Source organism: Glaciimonas sp. GG7, from assembly GCF_052976905.1.
This window is the reverse complement of sequence record NZ_JBRIIQ010000020.1, coordinates 1-22210: the sequence shown is the minus strand read 5'-3', so window position 1 is coordinate 22210 and position 22210 is coordinate 1. Positions and strand designations below refer to the sequence as shown.

The window sequence follows — 22210 nt, the reverse complement described above, 5'->3', positions numbered from 1 at the left end:
TGTTTTCCGACGTAGCCCGCTATTTTCATCATTGTGAATATAGCGGGCTTCTTCTGTATAAAAGATCACCTTTGTTTGAGTATATATAGCAAATGTTGTTATTTTATAACTTATGGAATAGCATCGATAAAAACGCGAGATTTGTCTTTCAACTTACGCCAACGGAATATCTTTCATGCCACATAATAAGAGGTTAAACCCATCGAGCAAGCTTATTTCCGCTGGCCTGAAAACGCTTAGTTCGGCAGTCATTTCTGCAACAGTATTAATGGCCGGAGCGCATGCAGCGAGTTTAGGTAAAATAACAATATTGTCTTCGTTGGGACAGCCACTTAAGGCGGAAATTGAGCTCACTTCAGTATCTAAGGACGAAGAGTCGCAATTAGTTGCAAAGTTAGCGTCCGTTGATGCTTACAAGCAAGCCAATATTGACTTCAATCCTGCTTTACTTTCATTGCAATTTTCGATTGATCAACGTGGCTTACGTAAATTTGTACGTGTAACTTCCACGCAGCCGATTAATGAACCTTTTGTTGCTGTATTGATGGAGTTGGGGGGTACCAAGACACGCGTAATACGGGAATACAACGTATTGCTTGATCCGGCTGATTCGCGGATACCGCAAGCTGCACAGATTACGACACCTGAGCGCGTGGGATCATCTTCGTCGGCCTCTACAGCGACTCCGCTAGCATCCGCAACAAATACGACAGCCCTCCTTTCCGGTGCAAGAAATGATCGGTTAGTGTACAGCCCGCCGCCGCGCTCCACAGAAAAAAAATTATTACAAACTGATCGGGCTGTACGGCAAACGACAAAGATACCTGAAGCTATTGCTGCAACGAGTGCAAAAACAGAGTCTGATTATCTCGTTAAGAAAGGCGACACGCTCTCTCACATAGCTATCGATAATTTACCGACTGGCGTATCCCTCGATCAAATGCTGGTGGCGATGTATCGTAGTAATGAAAATGCATTTATCGCTAATAATATTAACCGCTTGCGCAGCGGCCAGATATTGTCGATTCCTAGTGCCAATAATGCACGGGCAGTGACGCGCTCAGAGGCGTCAAATATCATTTTGTCACTATCAAAAGATTTTAACGGTTACCGCGATATTTTGGCTAACCAAACGGCAAAAGCGACTCCTCATAATGCTGTTGATGCAAATCAAAGTGCTGGTGGAAAAATCACCACAAAAGTAGAGGAACAGGCTAATCCAGCGAATGATGCGAAAGACAAGCTTAAATTATCGCGTCCAGGTGATGACTTAAAGTCTGATACAAAGTTAGTTGCGGCCACTGAAGAACAAATTTCTCGCGAAAAAGCAGCCATTGAAACGAGCTCACGCGTCAAGGAGTTAGAGAAAAATATTAGTGATTTACAAAAAATTCTGGATGTAAAAAATAAGAGTTTAGACGAACTACAAAAGCAGACCAGCGCTAGTGGTGAGAATGCCGCAACACCTGCAACCGAGACAGCGTCTGGTAAACAGGCAACTACTACGTCGGTGGAGACCACAAGCGCCAAGCCGGTAATTAAACCTGCTACACCGAAGGTAGCTGCGGCAAAACCACCAGAGCCGAGTTTTTTGGGAAGTTTGGCAGATAGTCCATTGTCATTATCGATAGCCGGAGTATTGGCGCTACTGCTTGCCGGTCTGGGTATTCATCGATTCCGTCGTAACAAGCAACAAGTGTTTCTGGATAGTGGCGAAGCGACATTGACCAATTCCGGATTAAGGACAAATTCGCTATTCGGGTCTACCGGAGGTCGGAGTGTCGATACAAAAAATAGTATATTTAACTCTAGCTTTGTGCCGTCGGTGAGTAATCTTGATACAAACGTTGATCCTGTCGCAGAAGCAGATGTCTACATTGCGTACGGTCGCGATGTGCAGGCAGAAGAAATTCTGAAAGAAGCATTGCGCAGCCAGCCGAATCGTCATGCAATTCGTGTCAAATTATTGGAAATTTATGCAGCACGAAAAGATGTGCGAGCATTTGGGGTTCTTGCTAATGAACTATATAGTCTGACTAATGGTGCCGGCGAGGAGTGGCAGGAAGCTATTGCTTTAGGTTTTACAATAGACCCGACTAATCCGCTTTATGGAAAGGGTCTGAAATCAGAGCAAGTGGTGACAAACGCGGTTTCTATGACTGAACCGAATCCACTACTGGATGACCTTAATTATGATGGTTTGAATGCAGTTACCGAACCTTTTATTCACGCTGTAGACACCCCATTGGAGTCAGCTAAGGAAGTCGCTGAATTATTCGCGCCGTTGAATGTTGATGATAGCAAGCCTGATCTGGTTATTGCACCTTCACTACCAGCGTCTTCCTGGCTTGCAATGGAGACAGTTGATCTGGAGCTGGATAAGTCTCAGGTCGCGCAGCCGTATAAATATTCGCCAATAGATTTGGATGTTGAAACACTTTCTGATGAGATTACGTCGCCAGCATCCGTTGTTACGGAAAAAGTGGCGATGGCTAAGCCGTTAGAGTTTGATTTGTCTGGGATGGATCTTAATCTTGATGTCGTAGAAGATACCCATGCGCACTCTCATGAAAATATTTCTCAGCAGATTGTTATCCATGTTGTTAATGCAGAAATGGCGACTAAGCTTGATCTTGCGGTCGCTTACCAGGAAATTGGTGATATCGAAGGCGCGCGTGAATTGTTAGAGGAAGTGCTGAAGGGCGGCGACCTGGATCAGATAGATACGGCTAAATCGTTGCTCACAAACCTAGCGTAATAATGTATTAATTTTTAAGTAATAGTTGGTATTTGACGGGCGCAGCAATATGTTTGCGCCCGTTTGCCTTTTCGGCACAATACTTAGTACTTAATTACAAAGTTCTGCTATTTGTTTTTTGATATTTTAAAGTGGAGTTGGTTTGAAGCGAATCGTTCTCGGAGTCCAATATGACGGTACTCCCTGGCAGGGGTGGCAAACCCAGCCTGGCGGCAAAACCGTTCAGGATAGGTTAGAACATGCCTTGCAAAAATTTACACAGAGAAAAGTATCGACTATTTGTGCCGGACGCACTGATGCAGGTGTTCATGCGCTGGAGCAGGTAGTGCACTTTGACACAGCATTAATGCGTGAAACATCGTCTTGGGTGCGTGGCTTAAATGCTTTTTTGCCACCATCGGTTGCAGTGCGTTGGGCTTGTGAGGTGCCACATGCAGAGGCGACCGCGCATGTCGATGGCGACCAGGAATTTCATGCGCGCTTTAGCGCTACTGCGCGTACTTATCACTATCTTCTGTACAACCATCCGGTACGCTCGCCGTTGTTGGTGAACAAGGTTGGATGGACATTTCGCCCTTTGAATCTGGAGATGATGCAGCAAGCCGCAGAGTATTTTGTCGGTACGCATGATTTTTCGGCGTTTCGAGCCATTGAGTGTCAGGCGCGTTCCCCTGTGCGCACTATGCATGAAGTCAGTATCAAAACTAGCGGCGATCTGATTGTGTTCACTTTACGTGCCAATGCATTTTTACACCATATGGTGCGTAACATGATTGGCGCTTTGATTTTTGTTGGGAATGGAAAACAGCCACCTCAATGGATAGCTGATCTTCTTCTGCAACGTGATCGTAGTCTTGCCGCACCAACTTTTATGCCAGATGGATTATATTTGGCTAAAGTTGAATATGATCGGAAGTGGAACTTGCCACAAACAGAAAGCCAAATATTGCCTTGGTTGTAAGGGAATCCAAGCTTAATGAGTAATCCGTCTTAAAAGTGAGCCGTTTGTGAGCGGAATCTTTGCCAATTATTTTGCATGGCAATTTAACAAAATTAATCTATCAATATATATGAACCAACGTACGCGAATTAAAATTTGTGGCTTGACGCGTGAACAGGATGTGGAGACGGCAGTTGCTGCAGGAGCCGACGCGATTGGCTTTGTTTTTTATAAAAAAAGTCCGCGCTATGTCACGCCGCAACGTGCACTGGAGCTTATTAGTGTGTTGCCACCATTCGTTACTGCGGTTGGTTTATTTGTCAACGCAACAACCGATGAGATTACTACTACGCTTGCAATAGCACCATTGTCGCTACTGCAATTTCATGGTGATGAAAGCCCCGCCCAATGCCATGCTGCAGCTAGTCGGGTAAATCGTCCTTTTTTACGCGCGATGCGCATAGGGAGCGCAACTGTTGCTGCCGATTTGATAGAATGCAATATGAATTATCGATCAGGAAGTCGGCTCTGTACCGGTTTGCTGCTCGATACCTTAGTTGATGGTTATGGTGGTAGTGGAAAGGTGTTTAATTGGTCTCTCATCCCAAAAGAACTCGCGCCTCAGGTCGTTTTAAGTGGTGGCTTGAACGTACAAAACGCGATTGACGCGGTGGTTCGCGTTCGCCCTTATGCAGTCGACATCAGTAGTGGTGTTGAGCAGGAAAAGGGCATTAAAGATCCCGCTAAAATACGTGCCTTTATCGATGCGGTGCGTCAGGCGGATGCCATTATTGATTGATAGCGCGCTATATTTTCTGCGCGCATCAGGTAGAAGTTACCCTCATACGTCATTGAAGAGAGAAACAAATGAAAGAACTTAATCCGCTTGAGCATTACGCTGAACTTCAAGCGTCAGCTACTCAAGCTACACACTACAACTTGCCCGACGCCAGAGGCCACTTTGGTATCTACGGAGGCAGTTTTGTATCGGAAACGCTTACCCTCGCTCTCAAGGAGCTGAAAGAGACTTACGCGCACTATCAGCATGATCCTGATTTTTTAGCTGAGTTTGAAAGCGAACTAAAACATTTTGTTGGTCGTCCTAGTCCTATTTACCATGCTAAACGCTGGTCCGAACAAATGGGCGGCGCGCAAATTTACTTCAAGCGCGAAGATCTGAATCACACTGGCGCACACAAAATTAACAATGTAATTGGTCAGGCATTGCTGGCTAAGCGTATGGGAAAACCGCGAGTGATTGCGGAAACTGGCGCGGGCCAACATGGCGTTGCAACAGCCACGATTTGCGCACGTTTCGGTTTAGAGTGCGTTGTCTACATGGGCAGTGAAGACGTCAAGCGTCAAAAGCAAAATGTCTACCGGATGGAGTTACTGGGTGCGAAAGTGATCCCGGTTGAATCTGGTTCGAAGACCCTGAAAGATGCACTCAATGAAGCGATGCGGGATTGGGTCACCAACGTGGAGGATACTTTCTACATTATCGGGACGGTTGCAGGGCCGCATCCATATCCGATGATGGTGCGTGACTTTCAATCTGTCATTGGGGAAGAATGTCTCGTTCAAATGCCGGAAATGACAGGTCGTCAACCGGATTACGTCGTTGCCTGCGTCGGTGGCGGTTCTAACGCAATGGGTATTTTTTATCCTTATATCAATCATCGCGATGTGCGCTTAATTGGTATCGAAGCTGCAGGAGAGGGTATGGATAGTGGGAAGCATTCGGCTTCGTTGACTGCAGGTTCACCTGGCGTTTTGCATGGTAACCGGACATATTTATTGCAAGACGAGAATGGTCAAGTCATTGATACCCATTCTGTGTCTGCTGGTATGGATTATCCCGGTGTTGGTCCTGAGCACGCATGGTTGAAAGACTCTGGCCGCGCTAACTATGAGACCATCACTGACGATGAGGCGCTAGCGGCATTTCATACCTGCTGTCAGATCGAAGGCATTATACCGGCGCTGGAATCGGCGCATGCACTCGCTTACGCAGCCAAGTTTGCAGCGACTTTGCCGAAAGACAAAATTATCCTCGCCAATCTATCTGGTCGTGGTGATAAAGATATGCATACTGTCGCTGAGCGTTTGAAAGTCTGAACGGGTCGTTGTGCTAGTTAGAATGAGCGACACGCCAGCTTATGGTGTGTCGCATTTTTCTTATAGCGTTCATCGTTGCTGTTCATTGAGGGCGCAATTGGCGCATGACGCAATTGGCCATGAATATAATATTTAAATAAGACAAACCATGTCACGAATTCAGACAACATTGGCTGCACTGGCCGCAAATAATAAAAAAGGCCTCATTCCTTTTATCACCGCAGGTGATCCTGATCCCGAAATGACTATCCCTTTAATGCACGCACTGGTAGCAGGTGGTGCTGACATTTTGGAGTTGGGCATTCCATTTTCTGATCCGATGGCCGAAGGTCCCGTAATCCAGCGTGCATGTGAACGGGCGCTTAAGTTCAATGTCAGCTTACGTGATGTATTAGGTTATGTGCACACGTTTCGCCAGACCAATATGCATACTCCGGTAGTGTTGATGGGATACGCCAATCCGCTCGAACGCATGGGCGTGGATGTTTTTATCAGTGCTGCGAAAGAGGCGGGCGTGGATGGCACTATCATTGTTGATTATCCACCGGAAGAATGCGAAGAGTTTGCGCATAAAATGCGAGCCAACGGCATGGATCCAATTTTCTTGCTGGCCCCGACCTCCACTGAAGAGCGCATCAAGCAGGTCGCGAATGTCGGCGGCGGCTTTGCTTATTACGTTTCTCTCAAAGGTGTCACTGGCGCTGCCAATATCGATATTGGTGATGTGACAGAGCGCATTGCTGCCATCCGAAAACATGTTAAATTACCAATTGGTGTCGGCTTCGGAATTCGTGACGCTACGACGGCTAAAGCAGTTGCTCAGGTAGCCGATGCGGTTGTGATCGGTAGCCGGATTATTCAAGAGCTGGAAAATACACCGCGTGAACATGCAGTTGTTGCTGTGCAAACATTTATTAGTGGAATACGTAAAGCGTTAGACGAATAATTAGCCTGCTGAAAAATGATCTGATAGATAATCTTATGAGCGACCTGACCAGACAAACAGCGATTTACTATCGCTGTTTTTTGGTTGAAGGTACAATTCGGCAAGAAAAAAATATCAAGGAGGTCGCTCTATGAGTTGGCTTGAAAAACTACTCCCCCCACGTATCCAGCGCAGCGATTCAGCGACACGCAAATCTATCCCTGAAGGGCTTTGGGTTAAATGTCCATCTTGCGAAGCGGTTTTGTACCGGACCGACCTGGAATCGAATATTCATGTTTGTCCAAAATGCAGTCATCATCTGCGTATTCGCGCCCGTGATCGTCTCGATGCATTGCTGGATGCCGGTGGTCGTTACGAAATCGGCCAGGAAATATTGCCGATTGATACGCTCAAATTCAAAGATAGTAAAAAATATCCTGATCGCCTCAAAGCAGCAATGGAAGCTACCGGCGAAACGGATGCCTTGATTGTGCTTGGTGGTGCCATTATGACTTTGCCAGTCGTTGTGGCCTGTTTTGAATTCGAATTTATGGGGGGCTCCATGGGTTCCGTCGTCGGTGAACGCTTTGTTCGTGGTGCGCAAGTCGCTTTGGAGCAAAAAGTTCCGTTTATCTGCATTACGGCGACTGGCGGTGCTCGTATGCAAGAAGGTTTGCTGTCGTTAATGCAAATGGCGAAAACTACCTCGATGCTGACTAAATTGTCGGAAAAAAAATTGCCATATATCAGCGTGCTAACCGATCCAACGATGGGCGGTGTATCTGCTTCGTTTGCATTTATGGGTGATGTAGTGATCGCAGAGCCGAAGGCGCTAATTGGCTTCGCAGGGCCTCGCGTGATCGAAAATACCGTGCGTGAGAAACTACCGGAAGGTTTTCAGCGCTCAGAGTTCCTGGTTACTAAAGGTGCAGTCGATATGATTGTTGACCGTCGCAAAATGCGTGAAGAAATCGCGCGTTTGTTAGCTTTGCTGCAAAATCAACCGGCTGAAACGCTTGCTTGATATTGTGTGACCGTTCATTAATATTGCGTAATATTGAATAGCCCGAATGCTTGCTGTCCGGGCTATTGTTTTTTGTTGAGTGAGTATTAAATGTCCACATCGTTGACCGCCCCAACCATCCCAAACAAACCGACCACTCTTGATGAATGGCTAACGTTGCTTGAGTCGCGCCATTTTAAAACCATCGATATGGGACTGGATCGGGTCAAACTAGTCAAAGAACGACTAAACCTACAGTTCGCTTGCCCGGTCATCATGGTCGCTGGCACCAATGGGAAGGGCTCGACCTGCGCGATGCTGGAGTCGATGCTGCTGCGCGCCGGTTATAAGGTTGGCCTGTATATCAAGCCGCATTTCTTACACTTTAATGAGCGTGCGCAATTGAACGGGGAGTCGGCTTCGGATCAAGCGTTGATTGCCAGTTTTGAGGCGGTTGAAGCGCATCGCGGTGATGTCTCCCTGACATATTTTGAATTCACTACGCTTGCGATCATGCATTTACTGGCGTCTGAAAATCTGGAAGTTGTGATTCTCGAAGTCGGGCTTGGCGGACGTCTGGATGCTGTCAACGTCATCGATGCGGATATCGCTATCGTGACCAGCATCGATATTGACCACACAGACTATTTAGGCGATACCCGTGAAAAAATCGGCTTTGAGAAAGCTGGTATTTTCCGCTCAGGAAAAACCGCTATTTGCAGCGATCCTATGCCTCCCCAATCATTGATCGATCATGCCAACACAATCGGCGCGGATTTGTGGTTGTTGGGCCGCGATTTTAACTATACGGGCGACAAGCAGCAGTGGAATTATGGGGGACGTACACAACGTCGCAATTCGCTGGGCTATCCTAGTCTGCGCGGTGCTAATCAACTGCTGAATGCTTCTGCTGCTTTGGCGGCCTTGGAGGCTTTACGCATGCAATTGCCGGTGAGTGCGCAAGAGGTGCGTACTGGTTTGGTAACGGTTGAATTACCGGCGCGCTTTCAAGTATTGCCTGGACAACCATTGGTTGTGTTGGATGTTGCCCACAATCCGCATGCATCTGCCACGCTGGCGCAAAATCTGGACAATATGGGTTTCCACCCTTATACCTTCGGAATATTTGGTGCCATGTTGGATAAAGATATCGACGGTATCGTGACCCAGCTAAAGGGGCGAGTTGACCATTGGTGTCTGACCGACCTCCCATTGCCGCGTGCTGCTACGGCTGAACAATTGAGACAACATTTGCAAGAGGCTGGTGTCAAGGCGCAAGAAGGCGTTGCAGCGGAATCTACTGTGCAATGTTTCAACACTCCTGCCGAAGCCTATGCAAATGCGCTGAGTAGAGCGGGTGAGAATGATAGAATTGTGGTCTTTGGCTCCTTCCTGACAGTTGCAGGCGTGATGGAAGCCAGGAATGCCGGATTTCACTGACAATGTGATCTGAAAATAGTGCAAATCAGTCAATATTTTTATATTCCACTTTCACATTAAATCGATATCGCATGGGTTTGCTTTCTCTCTTCAGTAAAAAAAAGCCTCAGCCTAACGCTGAGCAGAGCGCCTATCAATCGCGCTCAACAGAGGACACCAGCCGCATACGCGCTAGTCGGAAGGATAAAAATTCCGGCAAGAAATCAAACGATGCCATCGATCCGGTTCTTCCTGAAAAAAAACGTGCGCGCCGTCGTTTAGTTGGGGCTATTGCGTTAGTCCTTGCAGTGGTGATCATATTGCCGATGGTGTTGGATTCGGAGCCTAAACCTCTGTCGAATGACATTGCGATCCAGATTCCTTCACGGGACAAACCTGCTTCCACTTCTGAAGCTGCTTTGGCCGCTGTCCCTGCTGCAGCCTCTGCTACCGTGTCATCTGCATCGGGTGTTGCCAGCGCCGGCGATAGCCTTGATCAGCAGGAGGAGATTATTGATCCGGCAAGCACGGCAGCGGTTCCCACAAAGCAACAGCCAAGCGTGACTAACCTTGCGGGTTCCAGGTCAGCAGCGTCTGCAATACCAGCCCCAGCTCCGCAAATAATGGCTGATAACAAGACAGAACCCAATTCAATAGTAAAACCAGAAAGCAAGCCAAAAGTGAAGGATGATCGAAAATCCATTCCTCCACCGAAAGCCAATATCAGAGCCAATAAGCTTGACGACAATGACGTGAGTCCGGTAGCCGATGATTCGGCGCGTGCTGCTGCCATTTTGAATGGTCACAACAATGTGCCAAGCCCGTCATCGGCTGAAAAAAAGTCAGCCAAATTTATCATTCAGGTGGCGGCCTTGGCTTCGCAGGAAAAAGTTGATGAATTGCAAGGAAAGTTAAGTAGCGCCGGAATTCATTCTTATACCCAAAAAATAAAGACGTCTTCAGGCGAACGCATCCGGATTCGGATTGGCCCCTTCGCTAGCAAAGAAGAGGCTGAAAAGGCGCGGACCAAGTTGGCCCCGCTGGGGTTAAGCGGTGCGTTGATTCCCACTTAAAATGAATAGAGACCAGTCTCATATAGATTCAGATTGGTTTGGATATACAACTAAATATCCCCATCGAATATCAAGATAGATGTTTTTTTAATAGGTTGAAGAGTAGCGTGACGATTTTTGATTACCTAGTATTGTTTGTGCTGATTTGCTCAATATTGATTAGCACCATGCGCGGATTGGTCAAGGAAATTTTGTCTCTGGCAAGTTGGATTGTTGCGCTCTTCGTTGCGAACGCATACGGTGAAAGTCTGGCAGCATTGCTTCCTGAAGTTATTCCTGGTGCTGTAACACGGTTGATTGTCGCCTTTATAGCGCTGTTTATCGGCATCAGATTATTAATGATGCTACTAACTATGGCGGTAGACGGACTTATTAAGGCTAGCGGTCTGAGCATTGCTGATCGTGGTTTAGGTGGTTTGTTTGGATTGGCGCGTGGACTGGTGATTGTGTTGGCGGCAGTATTGGTCTGCGGTACAACCGCTATTCCGAAGCAGCAATTTTGGCGCGACGCGGTGTTTAGTCCGCTTGCGGTCACTGCAGCGAATACGGCTTTGCTATTTCTCCCCGGTGCATTTACACAACACGTGAAGTTTTAATGTGCATGTTTACCTCTCGAATTTGCAGTATTTGATCTTGTTTGTACTACTTGTATCGTTTGTATTACTTCCTTGAATTTGTTTCGGATTTGTTTTATTTAGGAGTCCACCATGTGTGGCATAGTCGGCATCGCTTCTCACAACCCCGCCAATCAATTAATCTACGACGCACTGTTGCTTTTGCAACATCGCGGCCAGGATGCTGCGGGAATTGCAACCAACCAGGGTAACGGATTCTTTATGCACAAAGCCAATGGCTTAGTGCGCGACGTTTTTCGGACCCGCAACATGCGCTCTTTGCCGGGTAATTTCGGCATCGGTCAAGTGCGCTACCCAACCGCCGGCAGTGCTAGTGCGGAAGAAGCGCAACCGTTTTACGTCAACGCCCCGTTTGGTATTATTTTGGCGCACAACGGTAATCTGACCAACGCTGAACAACTCAAGATTGAGATGTTCAAAAACGATCGTCGACATATCAATACCGACTCCGATACGGAAGTCTTGCTCAACGTACTAGCGCATGAAATCCAGCAAGCCACTATTGGGTATTCGCTTGACCCTGATGCGTTGTTCAAAGCCGTAGCCGTAGTACATCAGCGGGTGCGTGGTTCCTATGCGGTAGTTGCGCAGATCGCCGGTCATGGCCTGTTGGCATTCCGCGATCCATACGGTATTCGTCCGCTGTGTATCGGCGTCAATGAAACCGACAAAGGTACGGAATATGTGATTGCTAGCGAATCTGTCGCCCTCGAAGGTTTGGGGTTCCGCTTCTTGCGCGATGTGGTCCCTGGCGAAGCGATTTTTATCGATATCGAAGGCAATCTGTACAACCAGCAATGTGCCGATAATCCAACCTTAAATCCTTGTGCTTTTGAGTTCGTCTATCTGGCCCGTCCCGACTCGATCATTGATGGTGCGTCGGTGTACGCCACACGCCTGAAAATGGGCGAGTATTTGGCCGACAAGATCAAACGTGAATTCTCAAGTGGTGACATCGATGTGGTCATGCCGATTCCTGACTCGTCGCGTCCTGCAGCAATTCAGTTGGCACTCAAACTCAATATTGAATACCGCGAAGGCTTCATCAAGAATCGTTACATCGGCCGTACCTTTTTGATGCCAGGACAAGCGATACGTAAAAAGTCGGTACGTCAAAAACTCAATGCTATCGGTTCTGAGTTTAAGGGCAAGACGGTACTACTGGTGGATGATTCGATCGTGCGCGGTACGACTAGTCGTGAAATCGTGCAGATGGCGCGCGACTCTGGCGCAAAACGCGTGATTTTTGCCTCTGCTGCGCCACCAGTGAAATTTCCTAACGTCTACGGAATTGATATGCCGACGCGTGGCGAACTGATCGCTTACGGTCGTACTGACGAAGAGGTCTGCCGTGAGATTACGGCTGACGCCTTGGTGTATCAGGATATTGATGCACTGAAACGTTCAATTTCGGATGTCAATCCAGCCTTGAAAAACTTCGAAGCTTCTTGTTTTGACGGCAACTACATCACTGGCGACATCTCGCGTGACTATTTGGATCGTATCGAATACGTTCGTAACAATCCAAAAGCGGAAGTCGAAGATGGCGTACGTTCCCAGTTGAATCTGGCGAATTTCGAGTAATTGTGATGAGATTGTATTGAGATTAAAAATATGCCCGTTAATACGGGCATATTCAATTTCTATTCGCATAGAACAAACTAGAAATGGTGTGGAGCATGAACAATACAGAACATAAACAACGCTACGGATTCACTACTACGGTAGTCCATGGGGACCGTCAAAAAACCATAGAGCACGGTTCTTTGCATAAGCCGGTACATACCTCGGTGACGTATGGCTATCAGGATGCGCGGCAGTTGGCTGAGGTTTTTCAGGGGCGTGCGCAAGGGTATCGTTATGGCCGTCAGGGCAATCCAACAGTGTCTGCATTGGAAGATAAAGTCAATCTGATGGAGGCTGGTTACGCCACGATGTGTTTTGCGACTGGCATGGCAGCGATTGGTGCAGTAGTGCAGGGGCTGTTACGGGCTGGTGACCACCTTGTATCGTCAGCGTTCTTATTTGGCAATACCGCCAGTGTTTGGCAGACCATCCAAGGGCAGGGCATCGCTGTGTCGATGGTAGATGTAACAGATGTCGCCCAAGTCGAATCTGCGTTGACACCTACCACGCGCGTGGTTTTCGTTGAAACGATTGCCAATCCTCGCACCCAGATTGCAGATTTGAAGCGCATAGGGGCTTTGTGTCGTGCCCGTGGGATTTTGTTTGTTGTCGATAACACGATGACGTCGCCCTATTTATTTCAACCGAAGGTCGTTGGGGCGAGTCTGGTCATCAATTCGTTGACCAAGTCGATAGGTGGTCATGGGAATGCGCTTGGCGGGGCATTGACTGATACTGGCTTGTTTAACTGGAGCCAATATCCACATATATTGCCTGCCTATAAAAAACTCCAGCCTGTGCAATGGGGCATGGCGCAGATTCGCGCAAAAAGCCTGCGTGACTTTGGTGCTGCGCTTGGCCCCGAAGCTGCGCATCATATTGCTGTAGGTGCCGAAACAATGGCGCTACGTATCGATCGTAGCAGCGCTAATGCTCTCGCCGTGGCGGAAATGCTGGAAGCTGATCCTCGTGTCGCCGCAGTCCATTATCCCGGCTTAAAATCCCATCCGCAGCATGCCCTGGCGAGTGAATTGTTTCGGTCATTCGGCTATTTACTGAGCTTTGAGCTGCAGCCTGAGATTGATTGTTTCGATTATCTTAACCATATGAAATTGGGTATTTCAGCGACCCACCTGGGTGATAATCGTACTTTGGTATTGCCGGTTGCTCATACCATTTTTTATGAAATGGGTCCTGATGCGCGTGCAGGTATGGGGATTTCTGATTCCCTGATCAGGGTATCCATTGGTATTGAAGATACTGTCGATTTAGTGACAGACTTTAAACAAGCATTGGATAAATAATCATATTTTATATATTAAAAAATTCATGCACAGTAAAAGTGCATGGCTTTTTTAATATATCAGTGCAACGATATTAAATCGTAGTGCGATCCAACCATTTCGTAACATTTTTTGGAATAAATGTCTTGAAGCGTTTTAGTAAGATAGTACTATCTGGCGCATGAATGAGTAACTCAGCTTGTTCAGCCTTAAGAAACCGTTGCGTTACCATATGTTGAATAAATTGAATCAATCCATCATAAAAATGAGCAACATTTAATAGCCCAATCGGTTTTTGATGAAAACCTAATTGCGCCCAAGTAAATACTTCAAATAACTCCTCCAGAGTTCCTATGCCGCCGGGCATAGCTATAAAGCCGTCTGATAGCTCCGCCATCATCGCTTTACGTTCATGCATATCTTTAACGATATGGAGTTTGCTCAAACCTTTATGTCCGAGCTCTTTTTCTAGTAGCGCAGTCGGGATAACACCAGTGGCAATACCGCCAAGTCGGATGACTTCATCTGCGATAATTCCCATCAGTCCGACATTCCCGCCACCGTAAACAAGTGCAATATTTTCGGACACCATATGTTGCGCAAGCGAACGCGCTGCCTCGGCATAAAGTGGAGATGACCCAGCAGAGGAGCCGCAATAAATGCAAAGTGATTTCATTTTTTTAATAAGAGGTGTATTAATTTGTAGGAACGGCCCGGCCATTTTCACCCCAATATTTGGCCGTTTGCTCTTCAAAATGTTCGAGACTTGCGCCGCGCAAATAAGGATGCATCAGCGACAATACTTGATAACAGCCGCTGGCGAGCGCATTTTCTACCGCTTTATGCTCAGTATATTGCCGTGGGTTCAATACATATTGATAAGACAGCCAGTAACTTGCAGTAACAACCATATTTGTTGCGAGGGCATCGATTTGAATTGAGTTGACTGCGAGTGCATTGTCTGACTGAAGGGCTTGGCATAATTGTTTTACTACCTTAATTTTATGGCCGAAAATCTCTTTGAAATGCAACTCTAAAGTACGGTTACGCGATAGTAAGTCGCTCAAATCTCGGTAAAAGAAACGATAGCGCCAGATCAGTTCAAACATCAAACGCAAGTAGCTCCATAGGTCTTGCATTGTTGGTCGTGCACTCTGTTGAATGCTTAGCATGCGACTCATCGATTCTTCAAACGTTACAAAAATCGAATTGACGATGTCATCTTTATTGCGAAAGTGATAATACAAATTTCCCGGTGAAATTTTCATTTCGTCAGCAATGATGGTAGTGGTGATATTGGGTTCGCCGAATTCATTGAAAAGTCGCAATGATAATTCCAGAATTTTTTCTCGCGTACGGCGTGGCACCTTTTGTTCCATGATTTTTTCTTTCCGAAAATCTTTATATTGCGGTAGTTATATTAGTTCAAGAAATTAATTTGCTGAAGATTGTATATTGCTTCTATAACAAATAATGAAAATCATGCAAAACAAATCGTATGTTGCTTTTATGTATGATGCCCGGCATAAACTTACTGTATGGAAAGTATGATTAATAAATACATTTTTATGTTTCTTGTGTAGGATTATCTGAAACGATTTATTCACCTTTGTTTATATTCACTGTCACTCCCATTATTTATTAATACATTCTATTAAATATGAAACGATCTCAATCGGACTTTATTCAAGTGCGCGGACTGCGTTATCACATTCGATGCTGGGGGCATTCTGAGGCGCCGCTGCTATTTATGCTGCACGGCTGGATGGATGTGTCAGCATCATTTCAATTTTTGATTAATAACCTTGCACAAAATTGGCATGTCATCGCGCCAGATTGGCGTGGCTTTGGCTTAACTCAGAATAGCTTGGCAGATGTGTATTGGTTTCCCGATTATCTGGCAGACCTGGACGTCATTTTGCGACACTACGCGGGTGAAGAATCCGTCAATTTACTTGGCCATAGCATGGGTGGATACGTCGGGAGCTTGTATGCAGGCGTACAACCGCAACGCGTAAAAAAATTCATTAACCTCGAAGGGTTCGGTCCAGCAATGACAGCTCCTGATCAAGCTCCTGAGCGTTACGCCAAGTGGCTCAATGAATTACGGACAGTACCGATGATGTATGTTTACTCAAGCAAGGCGGCAGTTGCTCATCGTTTGAAAAAGAATAATCCCAGACTCTCAAATGAACGCGCTGATTTCCTGGCCCAACATTGGGCAAATGAGAGTAGTCCGGGGAAGTGGGAAATTTTAGGTGATCCTGCGCATAAGTTGATCAACCCTGTTTTGCCTAGAGTTGAGGAGATGCTTGCCTGCTGGCGGCAGATTAGTGCTCCAGTGTTATGCGTTGAAGCCGCCGACACTGACATGTCGCGATGGATGGGAGGGAAGGATGCCATGCGCACGGAAATAGATCGACGCGTCGCATGCCTGGCTGACGCACGGCTGGTAACGATCGCTGATGCAGGGCATATGTTGCATCACGATCAGCCGGAATTGTTAGCTTTGACGATTGAGCAATTTTTAGCCGAGTAATGTTGCTCCATGTTTGAAAAGTGCTATCGACACCCAGATGTGCACTCGCAACAAAACGATGGCAAGGGGCGTACAATCTTCTCTTCACTCTCATTTCTTAATATGCTCCTTGATGTTAAATGTTGACCTCCATTGTCATTCGAATATTTCCGACGGTATCCTGACACCGGCGCAGGTTGCTGCACGTGCTAAAGCAAACGGTGTTGATGTATGGGCATTAACTGATCATGACGAGATTAGTGGTATTGATGAAGCGCGGGCTGCCGCACATGCGCTCAATTTGCATTTTGTGACTGGAGTAGAAATCTCGATAACATGGGCTGGTCACACCATTCACATTGTCGGTTTGAAAATTGATGAAACCAATCAAGAATTGGTACAGGGATTGGCAGCAACAAGGGGAGGCCGTGAACGGCGCGCCCGCGATATGGCAGCGCAATTGGCCATTGCAGGGATCCCCGATGCATTCGAAGGTGCACTCAGGCATGTAGGCAATCCCGATTTGATTTCCCGTACGCACTTTGCACGCTATTTGGTCGAGATTGGCCGTTGTGTCGATACCCACGAAGTATTTCGCCGCTTTTTAACGGAGGGTAAGCCTGGTTATGTCCCGCATCGTTGGGCGAGCCTTGCGCAGGCGGTGAAATGGATACTGGGCGCGGGCGGGATTGCAGTGGTCGCACATCCTGGACGCTACAATTTGAGCGATGTTGCCTTTAGTGCATTTTTTGATGAGTTCAAACAATTAGGCGGTAGCGCTATTGAGGTCAATACCGGTAGCCACACGCCTGATCAGTATGATCAATATGCCAAAATCGCGATTGAATATGGCTTTATGGGATCGCGAGGTTCCGACTTTCATAGTCCAGGTGAGTCCAGGGTTGATCTTGGTGCGTTGCCGCCTTTACATAATGGCGTAGTGCCTGTTTGGCACAACTGGGCTTTGTAAGACACTTTTAGGACTCTTGTGCAATTACAATCAGGGTGATTTATGTCAGTTGGTTTTTACAAGTGGTGCGCACATTTCCCCGTAAATTAGACAAGTTATCCCAACTAACGCTACAAGTCCTCATCATCTTAGGTAGGATCGGTAAAATAGAATCGTCTATCAACCGCAATTGTTGCCCCCTTGAAATTTTAAATACCGGACTTATCTGTAAAGCTTCCCATTTCGTTAAGGAGTTTTGCGCATGAAACGTATTTTCCTGTTCCTCGCCACAAATATCGCAGTCATGTTGGTGTTGAGCATCGTCCTATCGCTGTTGGGCGTGGATCGTTTTCTGACGCGTAGCGGACTCGACATCCCAAAATTGATGGTGTTTTCGCTCATAGTTGGCTTCGCTGGATCGATTTTTTCGCTTTTAATTAGTAAATGGATGGCGAAACGCTCCACTGGCGCGCGCGTCATTGAGTCGCCTTCGAATTCGACTGAATTGTGGCTGATCGACACAGTTGGAAAGCTTGCCCAGCGTGCAGGTATTGGCATGCCTGAAGTCGCTGTATTTCAAGGTGAGCCAAATGCATTTGCGACTGGCGCTTTTAAGAATTCTGCTTTGGTTGCCGTATCAACTGGTCTGCTCGAAAGTATGACTAAAGAAGAGGTTGAGGCAGTGCTGGGCCATGAAATTGCTCACATCGCCAATGGTGACATGGTTACCATGACCCTGATTCAGGGTGTTGTGAATACTTTTGTTGTATTTTTGTCACGGGTAATCGGTTATGCCGTTGATCGTGCCCTGTCGCGTGGTAATAATGATGGGCCTGGTATTGGTTATATGGCCACGGTGATTGTTTCTCAGATCGTATTAGGTATTGGAGCCTCACTCATCGTGGCTTGGTTCTCGCGTCATCGTGAATTTCGCGCCGATGCCGGTTCTGCGAAACTGATGGGCAGTAGCTTACCCATGCAGCGTGCATTAGCGCGTTTAGGTGGTGGTGAAGCGGCCTCTTTGCCAGAGTCTATGGCAGCCATGGGTATTAACGACAAGCCCGGATTTATGGCTTTGTTCTCAAGCCATCCGCCAATTGAACAACGGATTGCGGCGTTACGTAATCCACACGTTACAGCGTTGTAACCATTTGAAAACAGTGGCGAGCACTGTCAAATAGTTTGGCAGGGCGGCGGTAGTCTGATGGCTATCGCCGTTTTTTATTTTTTATATTCAAAGAGTTAGCGAGTCATGAGCCAGTTTTTTCATATTCACCCTGATAATCCGCAACTGCGGTTAATCAAGCAGGCGGCACAGATTATTCAAGCAGGCGGTATCGTCGCTTTGCCAACGGATTGCTGTTATGCGTTGGTATGCCAACTGGATAATAAAGACGCTGTCGAACGCCTGCGTAGGATTCGCGGCGTGGATGATAAGCACCATCTGACGCTACTGTGTAGCGATCTGAGTGAAATTTCAGAATATGCCAAGATTGATAACCGTCAATTTCGGCTATTAAAAAGTGGGACGCCGGGGCCTTATACATTTATTCTTGGCGCATCCAAAGAAGTGCCTCGCCGCCTCAGTCATCCCTCCCGTAAAACAATCGGTCTGAGGGTGCCGGAGAGCGTTGTAGTACAAGCTTTGTTGGAGGAGTTAGGGCAGCCGTTGATCGGTACGACATTAATTCTGCCAGGCAATGGCTTGCCGCTTACCGAGGCTGACGAAATACGCGATCAACTACAGAAGCAGGTGGAGTTGGTGATTGATAGTGGTGCGTGCAGTCTTGAGCCGACGACCGTGATAGACCTGACCGCAGATGAGCCAATATTGATCCGACAAGGACGCGGTGATATCAGGTTATTTGGTTTGTAATTTCATAGGACTTACGCAAAATCGCCCCAGCGGCGTTACGCCCGCCTGGCCGTACAAGGGGTACTGTCTTTGTCAGTCTGTCTTGCTAGGGCAATTTTGCGTAAGTCCTATTTCAGTGAACATTGAAGGCTATTTTTTTTCAATATATGATTTTTTGTCAATTGCTCCGAATCTGCCCGGGCATGCGCGCTCCTCTCTGTTAGAATTCCGCGAATGAACGATCTAATTCAAACTATTGCAGTATTAGCATTGCCTCTCCTTTTTGCCATTACCTTGCACGAAGCCGCCCACGCTTATGCGGCGAAATACTTTGGCGATCCTACTGCCTATATGCTTGGCCGCATGAGCCTTAATCCAGTTAAGCATATTGACCCATTCGGCACCATTCTGATTCCGTTGTTGATGTTCTTCTCCACCGGCGGTGCATTCCTGTTTGGTTATGCAAAACCAGTACCAGTCAATTTTGGCCAGTTACGCAAGCCCAAGCGCGATATGGCATGGGTGGCGCTGGCCGGACCGGCTGCTAATTTGGTCATGGCATTAGGCTGGATGTTGTTATTTATAGGATTGGCCAGCTCTGGCGCAGACCGGGGAAATTTCTTCATCATGATGGCGCAAGCAGGGATACGCATCAATCTGGTGTTGTTTGCACTAAATTTATTTCCACTGCCTCCATTAGACGGAGGCCGCATTTTGTTTAGCCTTCTGCCGCATAAATATGCCTACAAACTTGCCAAAATTGAACCCTATGGTTTTTTTATTGTGCTGGCGTTGCTCTTGATTAAGTTGCCCCAGTTCGGTGATCAGCCTACTCTGTATGCAGTCTGGATTACGCCATTGATCAACATCGCATCAACTGTTTTGCAATGGATCGTCACACCCCTCCTGATGCTTTTACACTGACGCGCACCCTTTAAATTGCTACTCTGACATCTCACTATGTATCCTGATCGCGTTGTATCTGGCATGCGTCCCACGGGCGCTTTGCATCTTGGCCACTATCACGGCGCTTTGAAAAACTGGGTTCGCTTGCAATCCGAATTGCCTTGCCTGTTCTTTGTCGCTGACTGGCATGCACTGACTACGCATTACGATGATCCTAGTCAGATCGAAAGTAGCACCTGGGATATGTTGGTCGATTGGCTTGCCGCCGGTGTTGATCCATCGCAATCGACATTATTTATTCAATCGAAGGTGCCTGAGCACGCAGAGTTACATTTGCTGCTCTCGATGGCTACGCCGCTGGGTTGGCTGGAGCGGGTCCCGACATACAAAGACCAACAAGAAAAACTGACTGACAGAGACTTGTCAACCTATGGTTTTCTTGGCTATCCATTGCTGCAAGCTGCTGATGTGTTGATTTACCGCGCTACCCAAGTGCCGGTTGGTGACGATCAAGTTCCACACATTGAAATGATGCGGGAGATTGCACGACGCTTTAATCATCTTTACGGCAAAGAAAAGGGCTTTGAAGAAAAAGCACAGGATGCCGTTAAAAAATTGGGCAGTAAGCGCGCTAAGCTCTATCACGAACTGCGCATCGATTTTCAACAGAAGGGTAGTGAAGAAGCGCTTGAGCAAGCGAAAGCGATGCTTGACGACGCACAGAATCTATCCATGATCGATCGTGAGCGTCTATTTGGATTTCTCGAAGGAAGTCGCAAACTCATTCTCTCGGAGCCACAGGCGCTATTGACGGATGCATCACGTTTGCCCGGTCTTGACGGTCAAAAAATGTCCAAGAGTTACGGTAATGCGATTGCCTTGCGTGACGATAAAGATGTCGTTACTAAAAAAGTGCGCACTATGCCAACAGATCCGGCACGCGTGCGTCGCACCGATCCGGGCGAACCGACTAAATGCCCTGTCTGGCAATTTCATTTGGTGTACTCCGATCCAGAGACGCAGGAATGGGCTGCAAAAGGCTGCCGCTCTGCCGGTATTGGCTGCCTGGAATGCAAACAACCCATCATTGATGCCATTATCAAAGAGCAAGAGCCTATGCATGAGCGCGCGCAACAGTATCTTGACGATCCATCACTGGTGCGTGCAATTGTTGCCGATGGTGCAGATCATGCGCGCAAATTGGCGCAGGACACCATGCGCGACGTACGTGAGGCTATGGGTTTAGGTTACAACTAGGTTATTTACCGTGATTGCAAAGCTATGACTATGGATTCGCCTGCTTCAAACTGGGTTAGTCGTTTTTTGCCCGTTATTCCCGAGGGGCAAGTACTCGATCTCGCTTGTGGTGATGGACGGCATAGTGCATTACTGGCATCCGCAGGCAAGCAAGTACTGGCGGTAGATCGCAATGCCGATGCACTTAGCGGCATTGCAGCAAAAGGCATTGCGACGCTTCAAATTGATTTAGAAGTAGGTAATAAGGCTGCCTTGGCTGAACTATTCCCGCCGCAGCGTTTTGCTGGAATCGTGGTCACGAATTACTTACATCGTCCATTAGTCCCATGGATACTCAATAGCATTGCAGGTCAAGGAGTGCTACTGTACGAGACTTTTTCTGCCGGTAATCAACAGTTTGGCAAGCCCACAAATCCTCATTTCCTGCTAATGCAGGGGGAGTTATTACAGTGGTTGGCAACTGATCGCCAAAATACCTGGCACGTCCTGGCATTTGAAGATGGCTATGTCGAGTTACCTAAACCGGCAATGGTGCAGCGGCTGTGTGCGATAAAAGGCAATACTCCTTCGTCAGCACATTTACGGCTCGACTAAATGTCATTTTTGTTAATCAGATTTAGATGAGAACCGGGCATCTGATTACTTAGGCAACATCCGAATAGCCTGCTAAGGTTACGTCTCCAATGCTGGAGTCTCCGGTCAGTATTATCGTCAATAGTTTCTTTGTAATTTAAGTTGAAATGCGGGTGGAATTTCCCCATAGTCACGGCGATCCGCTACAATCAGACTTTTCCCACTTTCGTACTTACTATCATGATCCAAGGTAGCATCGTTGCAATCATTACTCCCATGCATTCAGACGGCAGCCTTGATTTGCCGAGTCTACGCACACTGATCGATTCGTGCTTGTCCGTGGTACTCGGCATAGAACTACTGAGTCGGAGA

20 protein-coding genes are annotated in these 22210 nt (G+C 47.2%); 18 read left to right on the top strand and 2 right to left on the bottom strand.

The annotated features are described in order from the left end of the window. Nucleotides 1-175: 175 nt before the first annotated feature. From ACVBEF_RS07235 to ACVBEF_RS07185, 11 genes are all read left to right on the top strand, one after another. Entirely contained in the window at nucleotides 176-2758 is a 2583-nt protein-coding gene (locus ACVBEF_RS07235) for a FimV/HubP family polar landmark protein (RefSeq protein ID WP_447123264.1), read from the top strand. A gap of 142 nt (nucleotides 2759-2900) precedes the next feature. After that, the gene (gene truA, locus ACVBEF_RS07230; protein WP_447123263.1) at nucleotides 2901-3719 is read left to right on the top strand and encodes a tRNA pseudouridine(38-40) synthase TruA; all 819 of its coding nucleotides are present in this window, start codon (nucleotides 2901-2903) and stop codon (nucleotides 3717-3719) included. A 109-nt stretch (nucleotides 3720-3828) separates the two neighbouring features. Next, entirely contained in the window at nucleotides 3829-4497 is a 669-nt protein-coding gene (locus tag ACVBEF_RS07225; protein ID WP_447123293.1) for a phosphoribosylanthranilate isomerase, read from the top strand. Between the two features lie 68 nt (nucleotides 4498-4565). After that, complete coding sequence (gene trpB / locus ACVBEF_RS07220; RefSeq protein ID WP_447123262.1) at nucleotides 4566-5816, top strand: tryptophan synthase subunit beta; 1251 nt, start codon at nucleotides 4566-4568, stop codon at nucleotides 5814-5816. A 148-nt stretch (nucleotides 5817-5964) separates the two neighbouring features. Continuing rightward, a complete protein-coding gene (trpA, locus tag ACVBEF_RS07215; protein WP_447123261.1) occupies nucleotides 5965-6762 on the top strand; it encodes a tryptophan synthase subunit alpha in 798 nt (265 codons plus the stop codon). Nucleotides 6763-6892: 130 nt separating this feature from the next. Then, on the top strand, nucleotides 6893-7765 hold the full coding sequence (accD, locus tag ACVBEF_RS07210) for an acetyl-CoA carboxylase, carboxyltransferase subunit beta (protein ID WP_447123260.1): 873 nt from the start codon (nucleotides 6893-6895) through the stop codon (nucleotides 7763-7765). Between the two features lie 90 nt (nucleotides 7766-7855). After that, a complete protein-coding gene (folC, locus tag ACVBEF_RS07205; RefSeq protein WP_447123259.1) occupies nucleotides 7856-9184 on the top strand; it encodes a bifunctional tetrahydrofolate synthase/dihydrofolate synthase in 1329 nt (442 codons plus the stop codon). A 71-nt stretch (nucleotides 9185-9255) separates the two neighbouring features. Further along, nucleotides 9256-10236, top strand: a complete 981-nt coding sequence (locus tag ACVBEF_RS07200; RefSeq protein ID WP_447123258.1) for an SPOR domain-containing protein — start codon at nucleotides 9256-9258, stop codon at nucleotides 10234-10236. A 107-nt stretch (nucleotides 10237-10343) separates the two neighbouring features. Continuing rightward, complete coding sequence (locus ACVBEF_RS07195; RefSeq protein WP_447123257.1) at nucleotides 10344-10832, top strand: CvpA family protein; 489 nt, start codon at nucleotides 10344-10346, stop codon at nucleotides 10830-10832. Between the two features lie 111 nt (nucleotides 10833-10943). Then, nucleotides 10944-12455, top strand: coding sequence for an amidophosphoribosyltransferase (gene purF / locus ACVBEF_RS07190; RefSeq protein ID WP_447123256.1), 1512 nt, complete (start codon nucleotides 10944-10946; stop codon nucleotides 12453-12455). 95 nt (nucleotides 12456-12550) lie between these two features. Beyond that, entirely contained in the window at nucleotides 12551-13801 is a 1251-nt protein-coding gene (locus tag ACVBEF_RS07185; RefSeq protein WP_447123255.1) for a cystathionine gamma-synthase family protein, read from the top strand. A gap of 73 nt (nucleotides 13802-13874) precedes the next feature. Here the strand turns inward: ACVBEF_RS07185 and ACVBEF_RS07180 are convergent, their stop codons facing one another. Further along, complete coding sequence (locus tag ACVBEF_RS07180) at nucleotides 13875-14456, bottom strand: LOG family protein (RefSeq protein ID WP_447123292.1); 582 nt, start codon at nucleotides 14454-14456, stop codon at nucleotides 13875-13877. 19 nt (nucleotides 14457-14475) lie between these two features. After that, nucleotides 14476-15159 carry a TetR/AcrR family transcriptional regulator gene (locus tag ACVBEF_RS07175; protein ID WP_447123254.1) on the bottom strand — a complete coding sequence of 228 codons (684 nt, stop codon included), beginning with the start codon at nucleotides 15157-15159 and terminating at the stop codon, nucleotides 14476-14478. 281 nt (nucleotides 15160-15440) lie between these two features. On the opposite strand from ACVBEF_RS07175, the gene ACVBEF_RS07170 reads away from it, so the two are divergent. The 7 genes from ACVBEF_RS07170 (at nucleotide 15441) to ACVBEF_RS07140 (ending at nucleotide 21859) form a co-directional block, all read left to right on the top strand. Continuing rightward, nucleotides 15441-16319, top strand: a complete 879-nt coding sequence (locus tag ACVBEF_RS07170; protein ID WP_447123253.1) for an alpha/beta fold hydrolase — start codon at nucleotides 15441-15443, stop codon at nucleotides 16317-16319. Between the two features lie 112 nt (nucleotides 16320-16431). After that, entirely contained in the window at nucleotides 16432-17268 is an 837-nt protein-coding gene (locus tag ACVBEF_RS07165) for a 3',5'-nucleoside bisphosphate phosphatase (RefSeq protein ID WP_447123252.1), read from the top strand. 241 nt (nucleotides 17269-17509) lie between these two features. After that, complete coding sequence (gene htpX / locus ACVBEF_RS07160) at nucleotides 17510-18394, top strand: protease HtpX (protein WP_447123251.1); 885 nt, start codon at nucleotides 17510-17512, stop codon at nucleotides 18392-18394. Between the two features lie 105 nt (nucleotides 18395-18499). Then, entirely contained in the window at nucleotides 18500-19123 is a 624-nt protein-coding gene (locus ACVBEF_RS07155; RefSeq protein ID WP_447123250.1) for an L-threonylcarbamoyladenylate synthase, read from the top strand. Between the two features lie 213 nt (nucleotides 19124-19336). Further along, entirely contained in the window at nucleotides 19337-20026 is a 690-nt protein-coding gene (locus ACVBEF_RS07150; protein WP_447123249.1) for a site-2 protease family protein, read from the top strand. Nucleotides 20027-20062: 36 nt separating this feature from the next. After that, nucleotides 20063-21265 carry a tryptophan--tRNA ligase gene (locus ACVBEF_RS07145; protein WP_447123248.1) on the top strand — a complete coding sequence of 401 codons (1203 nt, stop codon included), beginning with the start codon at nucleotides 20063-20065 and terminating at the stop codon, nucleotides 21263-21265. Between the two features lie 30 nt (nucleotides 21266-21295). Next, a complete protein-coding gene (locus ACVBEF_RS07140) occupies nucleotides 21296-21859 on the top strand; it encodes a class I SAM-dependent methyltransferase (RefSeq protein ID WP_447123247.1) in 564 nt (187 codons plus the stop codon). Nucleotides 21860-22210 lie beyond the last annotated feature (351 nt).

Bases quoted from the DNA above. Each gene is read 5' to 3' on its own strand.
- ACVBEF_RS07235 (WP_447123264.1), top strand. From the start codon at position 176: ATGCCACATAATAAGAGGTTAAACCCATCGAGCAAGCTTATTTCCGCT.
- ACVBEF_RS07225 (WP_447123293.1), top strand. From the start codon at position 3,829: ATGAACCAACGTACGCGAATTAAAATTTGTGGCTTGACGCGTGAACAG.
- trpB (WP_447123262.1), top strand. From the start codon at position 4,566: ATGAAAGAACTTAATCCGCTTGAGCATTACGCTGAACTTCAAGCGTCA.
- trpA (WP_447123261.1), top strand. From the start codon at position 5,965: ATGTCACGAATTCAGACAACATTGGCTGCACTGGCCGCAAATAATAAA.
- accD (WP_447123260.1), top strand. From the start codon at position 6,893: ATGAGTTGGCTTGAAAAACTACTCCCCCCACGTATCCAGCGCAGCGAT.
- folC (WP_447123259.1), top strand. From the start codon at position 7,856: ATGTCCACATCGTTGACCGCCCCAACCATCCCAAACAAACCGACCACT.
- ACVBEF_RS07200 (WP_447123258.1), top strand. From the start codon at position 9,256: ATGGGTTTGCTTTCTCTCTTCAGTAAAAAAAAGCCTCAGCCTAACGCT.
- purF (WP_447123256.1), top strand. From the start codon at position 10,944: ATGTGTGGCATAGTCGGCATCGCTTCTCACAACCCCGCCAATCAATTA.
- ACVBEF_RS07185 (WP_447123255.1), top strand. From the start codon at position 12,551: ATGAACAATACAGAACATAAACAACGCTACGGATTCACTACTACGGTA.
- ACVBEF_RS07180 (WP_447123292.1), bottom strand. From the start codon at position 14,456: ATGAAATCACTTTGCATTTATTGCGGCTCCTCTGCTGGGTCATCTCCA.
- ACVBEF_RS07175 (WP_447123254.1), bottom strand. From the start codon at position 15,159: ATGGAACAAAAGGTGCCACGCCGTACGCGAGAAAAAATTCTGGAATTA.
- ACVBEF_RS07170 (WP_447123253.1), top strand. From the start codon at position 15,441: ATGAAACGATCTCAATCGGACTTTATTCAAGTGCGCGGACTGCGTTAT.
- ACVBEF_RS07165 (WP_447123252.1), top strand. From the start codon at position 16,432: ATGTTAAATGTTGACCTCCATTGTCATTCGAATATTTCCGACGGTATC.
- htpX (WP_447123251.1), top strand. From the start codon at position 17,510: ATGAAACGTATTTTCCTGTTCCTCGCCACAAATATCGCAGTCATGTTG.
- ACVBEF_RS07155 (WP_447123250.1), top strand. From the start codon at position 18,500: ATGAGCCAGTTTTTTCATATTCACCCTGATAATCCGCAACTGCGGTTA.
- ACVBEF_RS07150 (WP_447123249.1), top strand. From the start codon at position 19,337: ATGAACGATCTAATTCAAACTATTGCAGTATTAGCATTGCCTCTCCTT.
- ACVBEF_RS07145 (WP_447123248.1), top strand. From the start codon at position 20,063: ATGTATCCTGATCGCGTTGTATCTGGCATGCGTCCCACGGGCGCTTTG.
- ACVBEF_RS07140 (WP_447123247.1), top strand. From the start codon at position 21,296: ATGGATTCGCCTGCTTCAAACTGGGTTAGTCGTTTTTTGCCCGTTATT.